The organism is Pseudomonas sp. PDNC002 (assembly GCF_016919445.1).
GTDB lineage: Bacteria > Pseudomonadota > Gammaproteobacteria > Pseudomonadales > Pseudomonadaceae > Pseudomonas.
In genome coordinates, this window is the sequence record NZ_CP070356.1 from 6075619 (window position 1) to 6092744 (window position 17126).

Here is a 17126-nt window from a genome sequence, read left to right on the forward strand (position 1 = left end):
AAATACAGGAAAAAACATGACGATAAAAAGTCTTTTTCCTTCTCAGGAACCTTTTTTTCGTCGTACGACGAAATACCTTGGCGGGGGCTTCCGAGAGCGCTAGCTTTAAGAGTCCCACCCCCGGCAATTCCTCCTGCTTTTTTCCGTGTCCCCGCCGCAGCCCTCACTGAAGACCACCACCACAAGCCGGTTCATGGGGCATCCAGCCGCTTCCTTATAGGAGCTCCGACCGAGATCGTCCTCCCTCGGTCGCAATCCACCCTCGATCGACCAATGCTAATCGTCCCCATAGGTGGAGCCGCGCCGCGCGAATCCCTACAATCGCCGCTCGCTTGTAGGAGACCGCACGATGCTGATGGTGATTTCCCCCGCCAAGACCCTGGACTACGACACCGCGCCGGCCACCCAGCGCTTCACCCAGCCCGAGCACCTGGACGATGCCCAGGAACTGATCGGCATCCTGCGGGAACTGGCCCCGGCGCAGATCGCCGAGCTGATGCACCTGTCGGACAAGCTGGCCGGCCTGAACGCCGCGCGCTTCGGCAGCTGGCACCCGGACTTCACTCCGGCCAACGCCAAGCAGGCGCTGCTGGCCTTCAAGGGCGATGTCTACACCGGCATGCAGGCCGAGGACTTCAGCGAAGACGACTTCGATTTCGCCCAGCAGCACTTGCGCATGCTTTCCGGCCTTTATGGCGTGCTGCGGCCGCTGGACCTGATGCAGCCCTACCGCCTGGAGATGGGCACCAAGCTGGCCAACGCCCGCGGCAAGGACCTCTACGCCTTCTGGGGCGAGCGCATCAGCACCTGGCTGAACGAGTCCCTGGCCGAACAGGGCGATGACGTGCTGCTGAACCTGGCTTCCAACGAGTACTTCGGCGCGGTGAAGCGCAAGGCCCTGAACGCGCGGGTGATCGACACCGAGTTCAAGGACCTGAAGAACGGCCAGTACAAGATCATCAGCTTCTACGCCAAGAAGGCCCGCGGCATGATGGCGCGCTACGTGATCAAGGAACGCCTGAGCAATCCGGAAGGCCTGAAAGACTTCAACTACGCGGGTTACGCCTACAGCGCCGAGCACTCCAAACAGGACCAGTTGGTGTTCCTGCGCGACCACGCCGACGACTGATCCATTCCCGCCTGCACTGAACGGGGGCCCTTCCGATGGAAGAAAGGCCCCCGTTTTCGTTTCCGCCCCTGCCGCTTCGCCTCTGTTTCGCCCCTGAAATCGACGTTGATCTCAATTGGCCTGTAAGCCATCGACCATGGAACTGCACGGTCACGGGTGCCTGAGCTGTACGTTTCCTGCTCAAAACACCCCCGAATGCCCCTACGGCGAAAATGGTCAAAATGACCGTTCGTCTGCTTCAGGAATATTCGTGAGAAATTTTTTCGGCCATCCGAACCGACCGGATGGATGGAAATCGTCCTGATTCGCTCCTGCCCTTGTAATCCATTGGCCATTAACAGCCTTTGGCCATGACATGCATTTCACGATTGCAGATTGCAATAGAGAAAGCTGAACGGCAGCTGAACGAATGTCTTACCGACGATACACGGTCGTTTTTAACAAAAAATTCAATGGAACTTTCCCACACCATGCACTTTGCACTGGGAAGACCAGATCGCGAATGGCCATTAATCCAGTATCAAGTGATATCAATTGGATATTTCAAATCATTTCCGAGGCGGGATGAGCGGAAGGAACTAACCGCATTTCGGATAAATCCTATTTGCGCAACGACCATCGATGGCGACGCAAAAGTGCCTCGATGAGAAATTGGAGATTAGGTTCCAAGGTTATTTCGATTAGCGATCAGCGATTGAATCAATCACCTAACCCAATGAAAAAACTGAACTTTTCAGATGACGAGGCAATCATCTAACCAGACTTGAGCACGCCAGGACGGAGAACGCACCAACTTTGCCATCCGCCTGAAACATAACAGGGCAACTATTCAAAGTTTGCCCCAAGACTGTGCTCGAAAGTTTAGCAATCGATTCCCATGCCTGCCTGGAAGGAAGTACGGAAGAACTCGAAAGAGCATCTTCCGAGGGTTCACTCAACCTGAATAAAGCGCCCTTCGGGGCACCCTTTAAAACGCCCACGGGCAACTTAAACAGTTCGACCATTGAAGAGGTGAATGCGATGCGTATCAGCATCTTTGGTCTTGGGTATGTTGGCGCAGTATGTGCCGGCTGCCTGTCCGCACGAGGCCATGAAGTCGTTGGGGTGGATGTCTCCACCACCAAGATCGATCTGATCAACAACGGGAAGTCGCCTATCGTCGAGCCGGGTCTGGAGCCGCTGCTGCAACAGGGCATCCGCACCGGTCGCCTGTCGGGCACCACCGACTTCAAGAAGGCCGTACTGGATACCGACGTGTCGTTCATCTGCGTCGGCACCCCGAGCAAGAAGAACGGCGACCTCGACCTGGGCTACATCGAGTCCGTGTGCCGCGAGATCGGCTACGCCATCCGCGAGAAGAAAGAGCGCCACACCGTGGTCGTGCGCAGCACCGTGCTGCCGGGCACCGTGAACAACGTGGTGATCCCGATCATCGAGGACTGCTCGGGCAAGAAGGCCGGCGCCGACTTCGGCGTGGGCACCAACCCGGAGTTCCTGCGCGAATCCACCGCGATCAAAGACTACGACTTCCCGCCCATGACCGTCATCGGTGAGCTGGACGCCCAGACCGGCGACCTGCTGGAAGAGATCTACCGCGAGCTGGACGCGCCGATCATCCGCAAGACCATCGAGGTCGCGGAGATGATCAAGTACACCTGCAACGTCTGGCACGCCGCCAAGGTCACCTTCGCCAACGAGATCGGCAACATCGCCAAGGCAGTCGGCGTCGACGGCCGCGAGGTGATGGACGTGATCTGCCAGGACCGCAAGCTGAACCTCTCGCGCTACTACATGAAGCCCGGCTTCGCCTTCGGCGGCTCCTGCCTGCCCAAGGACGTACGCGCCCTCACCTACCGCGCCAGCCAGCTGGACATCGAACACCCGATGCTCGGCTCGATCATGCGCAGCAACCAGCACCAGGTGCAGAAGGCCTTCGACATCATCGCCGCCCACGGCAGCCGCAAGGTCGGCCTGCTTGGCCTGTCGTTCAAGTCCGGCACCGACGACCTGCGCGAAAGCCCGCTGGTGGAACTGGCCGAGATGCTCATCGGCAAGGGCTACGAGCTGCAGATCTTCGACCGCAACGTCGAGTACGCCCGCGTCCATGGCGCGAACAAGGAGTACATCGAATCGAAGATCCCGCACGTCTCCTCGCTGCTGGTCTCGGACCTGGATGCCGTCGTGAAGTCCTCGGACGTGCTGGTGCTCGGCAACGGCGACGAGCTGTTCGTCGACGTCGTGAAGCAGGCGCCCGAAGGCAAGAAAGTCGTTGACCTGATCGGCTTCATGCCCAGCGTCAGCGACGAGCGCGCCGAAGGGATCTGCTGGTAAGCGCCATTACCACCCGCGGGGGAGATGGGTGCAAGCGCATTCCCTCTCCCCCGCCCTGGCAACGCGCCCCGCTCCGAAGGGAGAGGGAGTTGTCCGTGCCGGCTGACACCACGGTTTCATCCTGCACCGTACGGTCCCCTCTCCCTTCAGGGAGAGGGTTAGGGAGAGGGCCGCCCAGCGCGCAACCCACTTCCTTGCCCTCAAAATGCGACAGACGGATTTCGACGATGGAAACCTACAAACGAGTAATCGGTGAAGCCACGGGCTGGCTGGTCTTCCTCAGCCTGCTGATGCTGCTGGCGCTGCTGGTGCCACCGACCGTATTCGACGCCGAGTCCAAGGACTTCCTGCTGCTGATCGGCGCGGTCGGTATCTGGCGCTATTCCATGGGTGGCCTGCACTTCCTGCGCGGCATGCTGTTCCTCTACCTGGTCTACCCGCACTACCGCCGCAAGGTGCGCAAGCTCGGCGACGCGGCCGACCCGTCCCACGTGTACCTGATGGTCACCAGTTTCCGCATCGACGCGCTGACCACCTCCATGGTCTATCGCTCGGTCATCGAAGAAGCCATTGCCTGCGGCTACCCCACCACCGTGGTGTGCTCCATCGTCGAGATGTCCGACGAGGTGCTGATCAAGCAGCAGTGGCAGAAGCTCAACCCGCCGGACCACGTCAAGCTCGACTTCGTGCGCATCCCCGGCACCGGCAAGCGCGACGGCCTGGCCCACGGCTTCCGCGCCATCTCCCGCCACCTGCCGGATGAACACGCGGTGGTCGCGGTGATCGATGGCGACACCGTGCTCGAACCCGGCGTGGTGAAGAAGACCGTGCCCTGGTTCAAGCTCTTCCCCAACGTCGGCGGCCTGACCACCAACGAATTCTGCGAAGTGCGCGGCAGCTACGTGATGAGCGAGTGGCACAAGCTGCGCTTCGCCCAGCGCCACATCAACATGTGCTCCATGGCCCTGTCCAAGCGCGTGCTGACCATGACCGGGCGCATGTCGGTATTCCGCGCCGCCGTGGTCACCGACCCGGACTTCATCACCGACGTCGAAAGCGACCACCTCGACCACTGGCGCCTGGGCCGCTTCCAGTTCCTCACCGGTGACGACAAGTCCAGCTGGTACAGCCTGATGCGCCTGGGCTACGACACCTTCTACGTGCCGGACGCGGCGATCAACACGGTCGAGCACCCGCCGGAGAAGAGCTTCATCAAGGCCAGCCGCAAACTGATGTTCCGCTGGTACGGCAACAACCTGCGGCAGAACTCCCGCGCCCTGGCCCTCGGTCCGCAACGCCTGGGCTGGTTCACCAGCGTGGTGCTGTTCGACCAGCGCCTGTCGATGTGGACCTGCCTGCTGGGCCTGGTCGCCGCGATCATCGCCAGCATCAAGTACAGCATCGCCTTCCTGCTCATCTACCTGCTGTGGATCGGCATCACCCGCTTCGTGCTGACCCTGCTGCTGTCGCTGTCGGGCCACCACATCGGGCCGGCCTACCCGGCGATTCTTTATTACAACCAGATCGTCGGCGCCCTGGTGAAGATCTACGTGTTCTTCCGCCTCGACCAGCAGTCCTGGACCCGCCAGAACACCAAGCTCGACCGCGGCCTGGCCAGCTTCCAGCGCTGGTTCAACACCTGGTCCTCGCGCGCCATGACTTTTTCCGCGGCCAGCGTTTTCGTCGCCGTACTGCTGACCATCGTCTGAAGACTTTCTGTCAGAGACGCCTCTCTTTAGCTACGAACAGGACTCGACCCCATGAATACCGCCGTCAACGTCAATGTCGTGCATGAATCCGAAGCCCAGCGCCAGCACGCACGGGTCAAGCTGCCCGCGCGCATCCGCTACATCGGTGGCAACCGCGAAGGCGTCGATGCGCGCCTGCTGGACCTGTCCGCCGGCGGTTTCGCCTTCAGCTCGGCGAACAACACCCCGGTGCAGGTCGGCGACCTGCACAAGGGCAAGCTGCTGTTCCAGATCGACAGCATCAGCTTCTCCCTGGAAGTGGAATTCCAGGTGCGCTCCTACGACCGCGACAGCGGCCGCGTCGGTTGCGAATTCCAGCACCTGAAGCCGCGCGAGATCGCCGCCCTGCGTTACCTGATCACCTCCTACCTGGCTGGCGAGGTAATCAGCGTCGGCGACATGCTCAACACCCTGCAGCGCGAGAACTTCACCAAGGCCCGCAAGCACGGCGCAGGATCGGGCGGCATGGGCTTCTTCGGCCGCTTCCGCGCCGTCACCGTGAGCACCGCGATCTTCGTGGTCGGCGTTGGCGCCTTCGCGGTGATCCTCAACCAGATCTACAACCTGTACTTCGTCACCCATGCCGATTCGGGCGTGGTCAGCGTGGCCAACCAGCAGATCACCATGCCCCGCGAAGGCACCGTGGAAAGCCTGGTGGAGCCGGGCGCGGAAGTCGCCAAGGGCGCGCCGATCGCCTCCTTCTCCGCCAACCTGCTGGACCTGCTCAAGGGCAACCTGACCGAAGAACAGCTCAACCCGAGCAACATCGAGAAGCTGTTCGGCCACCAGATGAAAGGCACCCTGACCAGCCCGTGCGATTGCCGCGTGGTCGAGCAGCGCGTCGCCAACGGCCAGTTCGCCAACAAGGGCGACGTGATCTTCACCCTGACCCCGCGCGACAGCACCGCCACCGTCGAGGCGCGCTTCCCCTACCGCAACGCCGCCGAGCTGTCCCCTGGCACCCACGTGAACTTCCAGGTCGCCGGCGACAGCGAAGTACGCGGCGGCCGCATCCTGCGCACCGCACCGGTGGACGGTGACCTGTCCTCGGAAATCCGCGTGCAGATCACCCCCGACCAGCCGCTCGACAGCCAGATGGCTGGCCGCCCGACTGAAGTCAGCATCGGCGGCCTGCCGGGCCGCACCCTGCTGAACAAGGCGATGGCCCTGGCCACCGCTCGCTAAGAGGACTGCCCGCATGAATCGACCTGTCTTGCGACACGCCCCGCATTTGGCACTGGCACTGGCCATCGCCGCAGCCGCCGGTTGCGCCGGCCTGCCCGACCAGCGACTGGCCCAGGAAGCCCTGGAGCGCGGCGACATCGCCACCGCCCAGGCCAACTTCCAGGCCCTGGCGACCATGGGTTACGCCGACGCACAGGTCGGACTGGCCGACATGCAGGCTGCCACCGGCGACCCCGACGAGCAGGCCCGCGCCGAGAAGCTCTACCGCGAAGCCGCCGAGAGCTCGCCTCGTGCCCGCGCCCGCCTGGGCAAATGGCTGGCGGCCAAGCCCGGCGGCACCGACGCCGAACACCGCGAAGCCGAGCAGTTGCTGAGCCGCGCCTTCAACGAAGGCGAGGACAGCGCGCTGGTGCCGCTGATCGTCCTCTACCTGCAATACCCGCAGGCCTGGCCGAACGTGAACCCGCAGCAGCGCATCGACCAGTGGCGCGCCCAGGGACTGCCGCAGGCCGATCTGGCGCAGATCATCCTGTACCGCACCCAGGGCACCTACGACCAGCACCTCACCGAAGTCGAGCAGGTCTGCCAGCGCTGGCTGAACCGCATGGACGTGTGCTGGATGGAACTGGCCACCGTGTACCAGAAGCAGGGCAACGCGGATAAGCGGAAGGCCCACATCGAAGCACTCAAGGCAGGCTGGAAAGCCGGCCGCGTGCCGTCCGAGCGCGTCGAATCGGTGGCCGGCGTGCTGGCCGATCCGAACATCGGCACCGCCGACCCGCAGGCTGCGCAGGCGTTGCTCACCGAGATCGCGCCGACCTACCCGGCCGCCTGGGTCAGCCTGGCCAAGCTGCAGTACGACAACCCCGACCTGGGCGATCTCGACCAGATGCTCGACTACCTGAAGAAAGCCCAGGACGCTGCCCAGCCCCGCGCCGAGCTGCTGCTCGGCCGCCTCTACTACGACGGCAAGTGGGCCCCGCAGGAACCACAGAAAGCCGAGCAGCACCTGCTCAAGGCCGCCGCCAGCGAACCCCAGGCGCACTACTACCTGGGCCAGATCTACCGCCGCGGCTTCCTCGGCCAGGTCTACCCGCAGAAGGCCGTGGATCACCTGCTGATCGCCGCCCGCGCCGGCCAGGCCAGCGCCGACATGGCCCTCGCCCAGCTGTATTCGCAGGGCCGAGGCGTGCGCCCGAACCTGGTCAACGCCTACGTCTTCGGCGAACTCGCCCAGCGCCAGCAGGTACCCACCGCCAGCGACCTGATGGCGCAGCTCGAACCGCAGATCCAGCCGGCCGACCGCAGCGCCGCGCAGCAACTGCTCAAGCGTGAAGAACAGGCTCGCGGCGCCAACTGGCAAGCCACCGTCAGCCTTCTGCAGAACAACCAGGAACAAGAAAACCTATGAAGCGCATCGACCCGATGACCACCCCGCGATTCCCAGGTCCTGCCAGTGACGTAGCGAGCGCAGGCCGGGCAAGGCGCGACGCGGCGAAACCGCGGAGTTTGCGTGCCGCAAATGAGCAGGTTGAGGCGCGTTGCAACGCAGCCCGGGCCAGCGCAGTAGTCAATGGCGGGGCCTGGCAGCCGCGAGCTCTGGCTACCGCTATTCGCCGCGCCCGCCTGTTCCCTGCCATGTTCGGCGTCGGCCTGAGCCTCGCCGGCACCCTGTTCGGCAGCCTCGCCCATGCGGCGGAAGAACCGCCGAAGAACTTCGGCCTCGACATCAAGGTCACCGCCGAATCCGAGGATGATCGCGACCTGGGCACCGCCCACGGCGGCGACCTCAACGGCATCGGCCTTGACCTGCGTCCCTGGGCCTTCGGCCAGTGGGGCAACTGGAGCGCCTATGTGATGGGCCAGGCAGTTGCCGCCACCGACACCATTCAGACCGACACCCTGCAGAACGACGACGTCAACAACGACAGCAGCGGTCGCAGCGACAACAAGCGCGAGCCCGATGACGCCTACCTCGCCCTGCGCGAATTCTGGGTGGACTACGCCGGCCTCACCCAGTACCCCGGCGAGCACCTGCGCTTCGGTCGCCAGCGCCTGCGCGAAGACAGCGGCATGTGGCAGGACACCAACATCGAGGCCCTGAACTGGACCTTCGACACCACCCTGCTGCGCGCCCACCTTGGCGCCGCCCAGCGCTTCTCCGACTACCGTACCGACATCACTGACCTGGCGCCGGACGACAAGGACCGCACCCACGTCTTCGGCGATATCTCCACGCAGTGGATGCCCCAGCACTGGGTCGGCCTGCGCGTGCACCACGCCGACGACAGCGGCAGCCTGCCGGACCCGGGTGAAACCGTCGACTCGCTGGACAAGCGCTCCACCGGCGACCTCACCTGGGTTGGCATCGAGGCCAACGGCGACGGCTACAACTGGCGCTCGCAGATGCCGATCAACTATTGGGCCAGCGCCACCTGGCTCACCGGTAACCGCGACCGCCTGACCACCGTCCCGGTAAACGGCGAGCGTGTCGCCGCCGGCAAGCAGAGCGGCGATGTGGATGCCTACGGCGCGGACCTGGGCCTGCGCTGGAACATCGACGAGCAGTGGCGCGTCGGTGGCGCCTACGCCCGTGGCAGCGGCGGCGGCAAGAACGGCGAAGACCAGTTCGAACAGACGGGCCTGGAGAGTAACCGCTCCAACTTCACCGGCACCCGAGCCCGCGCGCACCGCTTCGGCGAAGCCTTCCGCGGTGAGCTGTCGAACCTTGAGGCCGCCACGCTGTTCGGTTCCTGGCAGCTGCGCGACGACTATGACGCCAGCGTCATCTACAACAAGTTCCGCCGCGTGGACGGCGATTCGGACATCGGCAACAGCGGCATCACCGCGCCGCTGGTCAATGACTCCAAGGACATCGGCCAGGAAGTCGACCTGGTCGTCACCAAGTACTTCAAGCAGGGCCTGCTGCCGGCCTCGATGAGCCAGGCGATCGACGAGCCGTCGGCGCTGATCCGCTTCCGTGGCGGTGTGTTCAAGCCCGGCGATGCCTACGGCAGCCACGTCGACTCGACCATGCACCACGCCTTCGTCGATGTGATCTGGCGCTTCTGAGGACTGTAGCGATGAACATCAGAGCCCCCTACTCCGCTCCGGCGCCCTCACCCCAGCCCTCTCCCAGAGGGAGAGGGGGCAGTCCGGCATCAGGATGCACGCCGTACCAGCCGGCCACTCCAATCAGCTCCCTCTCCCTCCGGGAGAGGGCTGGGGTGAGGGGGCCGCAAGGCCAGCGCAAGCTAGCCACCGCACCCTGGGCCGGACTGTTGCTGGGCAGCGTCCTGCTGGCCACTTCGCCTGCCTGGGCGGCGCAGCCCGCAGCCAAGGCCGAAGCCAGCACCGCCCATGCGAAGAAGGCCGACACTGCGAAAGCCACTGCAGGCAAGACCGCCGAAGGGGAAAAAGCCCCAGCCGAACAACCGGGCAGCGAGCCGGGCAAGACCCAGACGCTGAAAGAGTCCGGCAACTACACCGTCACCGCCGCGCCCAGCGAACCGCTGCACCTGGAACCGCCCAAGCTGCCCGACCTCACCGGCTACACCGCCGAAGCGGTGGAGAAGAAGATCGAGCGCAAGAAGGCCGGCCGGGCCCACATCGAACGCATGGTCCAGCAGCAGCCGTTGAAGGAATTCACCGGCGGCAAGAACCGTCTCGCCGAGTGGGTGAAGCGCCAGCGCCAGATGCCCCAGGCAATCTTCATCGACGGTGGCTACGTCAACCTCGCCGAGCTCGTCGGCAAGCTGCCGAAGACCGCACTGGAGCAGGTCGAACCGGGCGTCTACATCGCCCGCCTGCCCATCGTCGTCAGCCAGGGCGCAACCCTGGAGATCGACGGCAAGGTCAAGGAACTGCGCCTGTCCCAGGACCGCGGCTCGTTCCTGGTCAATGACGGCAAGCTGTTCGTGCGGGACACCAAGGTCACCGCCTGGAACGAGGCGAAGAAGGAACCGGCCTGGTACAAGACCCCCAACGAATTCCGCCCCTTCCTGATCTCCTGGGGCGGCGCCGAGGCCTACCTGGTGAACAGCCATTTCACCAGCTTCGGCTACAACGCCTCCAAGGCCTACGGCATCTCCATCTCGCAGTACAGCCCGGGCATGGACAAGACCATGAAGCGCCCGCGCCCCAAAGGCTGGGTGATCGGCTCGACCTTCGAGGACGCCTGGTACGGCTTCTACTGCTACGAAGCGGACGACCTGGTGGTACGCGGCAACACCTACAAGAACAACATCGTCTACGGCATCGACCCGCATGACCGTTCACACCGCCTGGTCATCGCCGAGAACACCGTCTACGGGACGAAGAAGAAGCACGGCATCATCGTCTCCCGTGAGGTCAACGACAGCTGGATCATCCACAACAAGACCTACGACAACCACCTCTCCGGGATCGTCCTCGACCGTAATTCCGAGCGCAACCTGGTGGCCTACAACGAGGTGTACCGCAACCACTCCGACGGCATCACGCTCTACGAGTCGGGCGACAACCTCATCTACGGCAACCAGGTGCTGGCCAACCTGCGCCACGGCATCCGCATCCGTAACAGCGTGAACATCCGCCTGTACGAGAACCTCGCGGCCGGCAACAAGCTCATCGGCGTCTACGGCCACATCAAGGACCTGACCGACACCGACCGCAACATCGACCTCGACCCCTTCGACACCAAGGTCTCGCTGATCGTGGTCGGCGGCAAGCTGGCCGGCAATGGCTCGGGCCCGCTGTCGGTGGATTCGCCGCTGTCGCTGGAGCTCTACAAGGTGGCCATGCTCGGCCCGACCAAATCTTCCGGCATCAGCTTCAACGGCGTGCTCGGCGAGAAGCAGGACCAGATCCTGGACCTGCTGGTGCGCCAGCAACGCGCGGTGCTGATCGACCCCGTCGAAAGCCAGGCCGAACTGCAAAATTGAGGACCCGACACATGAAACGACTGACCATCAACCTGCTGTGCCTGTCGGGCCTCTCCGCTGCCCTGCTGCTCTCCCACCAGGCCGGCGCCGCCGACGCGCCCAGCTACACCGCGCAACCGGCCGCGGGCCTGTGCCCCACCGCGTCCAACGACGCGGCGTACAACACCAAGTACCTGGGCTTCTTCACCCACCTGGTGCCGGCCCAGGAAGACTGGCTGTTCCGCACCACCTACGACCTGCGCACCGACTTCGGCACCAGCGCCGAAGGCTGGCGTGAGCTCAAGCAGCTGCGCGACGAACTCAAGCGCAAGGGCATCGACCTGGTCGTGGTCTACCAGCCCACCCGTGGCCTGGTGAACCGCGAGAAGCTCAACCCGCAGGAAAAGGCCAGCTTCAACTACGACCTGGCCAAGCAGAACTACCAGGCGGCCATCGCCCAGTTCCGCAAGGCCGGCATCTACACCCCGGACTTCTCGCCGCTGTTCGACGAGAAGCAGGAGCATCCTTACTACTTCAAGGGCGACCACCACTGGACGCCGTACGGGGCGATGCGCAGCGCGAAGATCGTCGCCGACACCCTGAAAGAAATCCCCGCCTACAACGACATTCCGAAGAAGGAATTCGAGAGCAAGCGCGTGGGCCTGCTGTCCAAGCTCGGCACCTTCCACAAGGCTGCCGCGCAACTGTGCGGCAGCAGCTACGCACCGCAGTACGTCGATCGCTTCGAGACCGAGCCGGTGGGCGATTCGGGCGGCGGCGATCTGTTCGGTGAAGGCGGCGATGCCCAGGTTGCGCTGGTGGGTACGTCCAACAGCGGCCCGGCCTACAACTTCGCCGGCTTCCTGGAGCAGTACGGTAAGGTCGACATCCTCAACAACGCGGTCTCCGGCGGCGGCTTCGACAGCTCCCTGCTGGCCTACATGACCAGCAAGGAATTCCACGACAAGCCGCCGAAGATCCTCATCTGGGAATTCGCCACCCACTACGACATGGCGCAGAAGAGCTTCTACCGCCAGGCCATGCCGCTGGTGGACAACGGCTGCGCCGACGGCAAGCCGGCCATCAGCCGCAAGGTCAAGCTGCACGCGGGCAGCAACGAGGTGCTGCTCAACAGCGGCGCCCTGCCGATCCGCTCGGGCAGCTACACCGCCGACGTCACCTACTCCGACCCCGGCGTGCACGAACTCAAGAACACCATCTGGTACATGAACGGTCGTCGCGAGCAGCTGAAGATCGAGCAGTCCAAGGCCGTGGATACCGGCGGACGCTACGTCTTCGAACTGCGCAACGACGAAGACTGGTCGAACCAGCAGTTCCTCTCCCTGGAGATCGAGGCGCCGGACGACATGCCGGCGGGCCTGGAAGTCGAGGCCAAGCTCTGTCAGACGCCCAAAGCCAAGTCGGCCGACGTGGCCGCCAACTGACGCAAGGGAGTTAATTCCATGCCCAGCCTACGCAAGATCAAGACACCCGTTGTCGCCCGCATCGGCCTGACCATCGCGGTCCTCGGCGCGCTGTTCGGCGAGAGCACCACCTATGCCGCCGACCTGATGCCGCCACCGGGCTACTTCTCCGCCGTCGGCGACAAGGGCAGCAAGAAGGACGCGGACAGTTGCCCCACCGCCCCGACGCCCTACACCGGCAGCCTGCAGTTCACCAGCAAGTACAAAGGCTCGGATTCGGCGCGCTCGACCCTGAACGCAGATGCGGAAAAAGAGTTCCGCAGCCAGATCAAGGACATCACCGACATGGAGCGCGGCGCCACCAAGCTCATCACCCAGTACATGCGCAGCGGCAACAAGGGCGACCTGGACTGCGCGATGAACTGGCTCGACAGCTGGGCGAAGGCCGGCGCGCTGGAAAGCAGCGACTACAACCACACCGGCAAGTCCATGCGCAAATGGGCGCTGGGCAGCCTATCGTCGTCCTACATGCGCCTGAAGTTCTCCAGCAGCCGCCCGCTGGCGGCCTACTCCGAGCAATCGAAAGAGATCGAGAACTGGTTCAGCACCCTGGGCAGCCAGGTGGTGCGCGACTGGAGCGATCTGCCGCTGAAGAAGATCAACAACCACTCCTACTGGGCCGCCTGGTCGGTGATGTCCACCGCCGTGGTGACCAACCGCCGCGACCTGTTCGATTGGTCGGTGCAGGAATTCAAGGTCGCCGCCAACCAGGTGGACAACGACGGCTACCTGCCCAACGAACTCAAGCGCCGCCAGCGCGCGCTGTCGTACCACAACTACTCGCTGCCGCCGCTGACCATGATCGCCGCCTTCGCCCAGGTGAACGGCGTCGACCTGCGCCAGGAAAACAACGGCGCCCTGCAGCGCCTGGCCAACCGCGTGATGCAAGGCGTGGACGACCAGGACGCTTTCGACGAGAAAACCGGCAACGACCAGGACATGGGCGACTTGAAGGAGAACAGCAAGTTCGCCTGGCTGGAACCCTACTGCGCGCTCTACAGCTGCGCGCCGAAGACCCAGGACTGGAAGAAGAAGATGGAGCCGTTCAACAGCTTCCGCCTGGGGGGTGAAGTGACCAAGGTTTTCAACCGTCAGGGGGCGGGGAGCTGAGGCAGCGCCTATCTCCCTGACTGACCCGTAGGGCGCATAACCGCTTGCGGTTATCCGCCGAGGTTATCCACCGAAGAGCATGGCACGAAACCACGGCGGATAACGCTTCGCGTTATTCGCCCTACGAAAGGCCAGAGCCCCTCACCCTAACCCTGGCTGCGCGCCCCGCTCCGAAGGGAGAGGGGACTGAACGGCAGCAAGCGAAACACCGGGCCACCCGGCAACTCCGAACGGCCCCCTCTCCCTCCGGGAGAGGGCTGGGGTGAGGGCAATGCCCCGCTCCCAAGCAACAGCAACACCACCCGACCCACGCAACCAAAGACGCGGGCGGGCGCAACAGATTAAGCACCACCAGGGGAGGAATTGGCGGGTTGATCCGGCCTTTCCTTGGGCGCCCATCGCGGCGCCGGAAGAAGGGCTGGAGCGGCCTTTGATTTGAAGCTCCAGAGAGAGACGCGGAATGGTCTTTTCTTCCAACGTGTTCCTGTTCCTGTTCCTGCCGGTCTTCCTCGGCTTGTACTACCTGAGCGGGAACCGCTACCGGAACCTCCTGCTGCTGGTCGCCAGCTACATCTTCTACGCCTGGTGGCGGGTGGACTTCCTCCTGCTGTTCGCCGGCGTCACCGTGTTCAACTACTGGATCGGCCTGCGCATCGGCGCCGCCGGCGTGCGCACCAAGGCTGCCCAGCGCTGGCTGCTGCTCGGCGTGGTGGTCGACCTCTGCGTGCTGGGCTATTTCAAGTACGCCAACTTCGGCGTGGAGAGCCTCAACGAGATCATCACCTCGATGGGCATGCAGCCCTTCGTGCTGACCCACATCCTGCTGCCCATCGGTATCAGCTTCTACACCTTCGAATCGATCAGCTACATCATCGACGTGTACCGCGGCGACACCCCGGCCACGCACAACCTGATCGACTTCGCGGCCTTCGTGGCGATCTTCCCGCACCTGATCGCCGGCCCCGTGCTGCGCTTCAAGGACCTGGTCGACCAGTTCAACCACCGCACCCATACCGTCGACAAGTTCGCCGAAGGCTGCACCCGCTTCATGCAGGGCTTCGTCAAGAAGGTGTTCATCGCTGACACCCTGGCCGCGGTGGCCGACCACTGCTTCGCCCTGCAGAACCCCACCACCGGTGACGCCTGGCTCGGCGCGCTGGCCTACACCGCGCAGCTGTACTTCGACTTCTCCGGCTACAGCGACATGGCCATCGGCCTCGGCCTGATGATGGGCTTCCGCTTCATGGAGAACTTCAACCAGCCCTACATCAGTCAGTCGATCACCGAGTTCTGGCGGCGCTGGCACATCAGCCTGTCCACCTGGCTGCGCGACTACCTGTACATCAGCCTGGGCGGCAACCGCGGCACCACCTTCCAGACCTACCGCAACCTGATCCTCACCATGCTGCTGGGCGGCCTGTGGCACGGCGCCAACGTCACCTACATCATCTGGGGCGCCTGGCACGGCGTGTGGCTGGCCATCGAGCGCGCCCTGGGCGTGAACGCCGCGCCGCGCGTGCTCCATCCGCTCAAGTGGGCCTTCACCTTCCTGCTGGTGATCGTCGGCTGGGTGATCTTCCGCGCCGAGAACCTGCACGTGGCCTGGCGCATGTACGAAGCCATGTTCAGCTTCGGCGACTGGAAGCTCTCCGAGCTCAACCGCGCCAGCCTCACCGGCCTGCAGGTCGGCACCCTGGTGATCGCCTACCTCGTGCTCGCCTTCTTCGGCATCCGCCAGTTCTACAACCAGCCGATGCAGGACAAGGCGCCCAAGGCCGCCGCGAAGACCGAACAGGTCGACGCCGACGGCCCGGCCAGCGCGCAGCCGCGTACCCCGGCCATGGCCCGGCAGGACCCGGCCGCCATCGCCTATTCGCCCAGCGGCGCCGCCGTCTACCAGCCGCACTGGATGACCCAGCTGCCGGTACTGGCCACCCGACTCGCCCTGCTCCTGCTGTTCGCCGCGTCGGTGCTCAAGCTTTCGGCGCAGAGCTACTCGCCGTTCCTCTACTTCCAGTTCTGAGCGAGGCCGGATCATGCAATCGACCACTCAACCCAAGATCAGCAAACCCCTGCAGTACGCCTACATCGCCGCCTTCGGCGGCATGCTGCTGGGCCTGGCCGGCTGGTCGCTGAAGGCCTTCCCGAGCTTCTCCGCCGCCGAAGGCACCACCGTGCTCAACGGCAAGCTGGCCCACGCCTTCGAAGGCCACTACGACGACGAATTCCCCATCAAGCGCCTGGGCACCAACCTATGGGCCGCGCTGGACTACACCGTCTTCGACGAGGGCCGCCCCGGCGTGGTGATCGGCAAGGAGGGCTGGCTGTTCACCGATGAGGAATTCAAGCCCGCGCCGACCCAGCAGCAGCTGGACGACAACTGGGCGCTGGTGCGCGGTGTGCAGCAGGAGCTGGAACGACGCGGCGTGAAGCTGGTGCTGGCAATCATCCCGGCCAAGACCCGCCTGTATCCCGAGTTCGTCGGCAAGGAGCAACCGGCCGCCCTGCACGCCTCGCTCTACAACGACTTCCTGCAACGCGCCCGCCAGGCCGGCATGGCCGCGCCCGAGCTGCTGGGGACGCTGGAGAAAGCCAAGGACAACGGCCAGGTGTTCCTGCGCACCGACACCCACTGGACCCCGCTGGGCGCCGAAGCCGTGGCCCAGCGTCTGGGCGAAAGCATCCGCCAGGGCCAGGGCGCCGACCTGCCGACCCAAACCTTCGTCACCGAGGCCGGCAAGAGCGGCGCGCACAAGGGCGACCTGCTCACCTTCCTGCCGCTGGACCCGCTGTTCACCGACCTGCTGCCGCCCGAAGACCAGCTGGAACAGCGCCAGACCCACCCGGCCGACGACGCCACGGCGAAATCCGAAGGTGGCGGCGACCTGTTCGGCGACAGCGCCCAGCCGCAGATCGCCCTGGTCGGCACCAGCTACAGCGCCAACCCGCGCTGGAACTTCGCCGGCGCGCTGAAGCAGGCGCTGTCGGCGGATGTCATCAACTACGCCAAGGAGGGCAAGGGCCCCCTGGAACCGATGCTCGAGCTCCTGCAGGACGAAGGTTTCAAGAAAGCCCCGGCCAAGCTGCTGGTCTGGGAATTCCCCGAACGCTACCTGCCGATGCACAGCGACCTAAGCCAGTTCAACCAGGACTGGGTGGCGCAACTGCGTGCGGACGGTAACCGCGACGAACGCCTGGCTTCCAACCAGGCCGCTCACTGACCCGAACACCCACGGCG

At 64.2% G+C, this 17126-nt stretch carries 11 protein-coding genes; all 11 read left to right on the top strand.

The window, feature by feature from the left end:
• The first annotated feature begins 349 nt into the window (after positions 1-349).
• Positions 350-1129, top strand: a complete 780-nt coding sequence (gene yaaA, locus JVX91_RS27475; protein ID WP_205337181.1) for a peroxide stress protein YaaA — start codon at positions 350-352, stop codon at positions 1127-1129.
• A 1020-nt stretch (positions 1130-2149) separates the two neighbouring features.
• Positions 2150-3460, top strand: coding sequence for a GDP-mannose 6-dehydrogenase (algD, locus tag JVX91_RS27480; protein ID WP_138216128.1), 1311 nt, complete (start codon positions 2150-2152; stop codon positions 3458-3460).
• Positions 3461-3687: 227 nt separating this feature from the next.
• On the top strand, positions 3688-5169 hold the full coding sequence (gene alg8, locus JVX91_RS27485; protein ID WP_037015978.1) for a mannuronan synthase: 1482 nt from the start codon (positions 3688-3690) through the stop codon (positions 5167-5169).
• Positions 5170-5220: 51 nt separating this feature from the next.
• Positions 5221-6393, top strand: a complete 1173-nt coding sequence (locus JVX91_RS27490; RefSeq protein ID WP_054910083.1) for an HlyD family efflux transporter periplasmic adaptor subunit — start codon at positions 5221-5223, stop codon at positions 6391-6393.
• A 13-nt stretch (positions 6394-6406) separates the two neighbouring features.
• Complete coding sequence (algK, locus tag JVX91_RS27495; RefSeq protein WP_205337182.1) at positions 6407-7804, top strand: alginate biosynthesis TPR repeat lipoprotein AlgK; 1398 nt, start codon at positions 6407-6409, stop codon at positions 7802-7804.
• A gap of 227 nt (positions 7805-8031) precedes the next feature.
• Positions 8032-9465, top strand: a complete 1434-nt coding sequence (locus JVX91_RS27500) for an alginate export family protein (protein WP_205337183.1) — start codon at positions 8032-8034, stop codon at positions 9463-9465.
• Between the two features lie 155 nt (positions 9466-9620).
• Positions 9621-11315 (top strand): mannuronan 5-epimerase AlgG, encoded by a 1695-nt coding sequence (algG, locus tag JVX91_RS27505; protein ID WP_205337184.1) that lies wholly within the window; start codon positions 9621-9623, stop codon positions 11313-11315.
• Between the two features lie 11 nt (positions 11316-11326).
• Positions 11327-12739 carry an alginate O-acetyltransferase gene (locus JVX91_RS27510; RefSeq protein WP_205337185.1) on the top strand — a complete coding sequence of 471 codons (1413 nt, stop codon included), beginning with the start codon at positions 11327-11329 and terminating at the stop codon, positions 12737-12739.
• Positions 12740-12775: 36 nt separating this feature from the next.
• Positions 12776-13888 carry a mannuronate-specific alginate lyase gene (locus JVX91_RS27515; RefSeq protein WP_205340118.1) on the top strand — a complete coding sequence of 371 codons (1113 nt, stop codon included), beginning with the start codon at positions 12776-12778 and terminating at the stop codon, positions 13886-13888.
• Between the two features lie 460 nt (positions 13889-14348).
• Entirely contained in the window at positions 14349-15911 is a 1563-nt protein-coding gene (locus JVX91_RS27520) for an MBOAT family protein (protein ID WP_205337186.1), read from the top strand.
• Between the two features lie 13 nt (positions 15912-15924).
• The gene (locus tag JVX91_RS27525) at positions 15925-17109 is read left to right on the top strand and encodes an alginate O-acetyltransferase (RefSeq protein ID WP_205337187.1); all 1185 of its coding nucleotides are present in this window, start codon (positions 15925-15927) and stop codon (positions 17107-17109) included.
• Positions 17110-17126 lie beyond the last annotated feature (17 nt).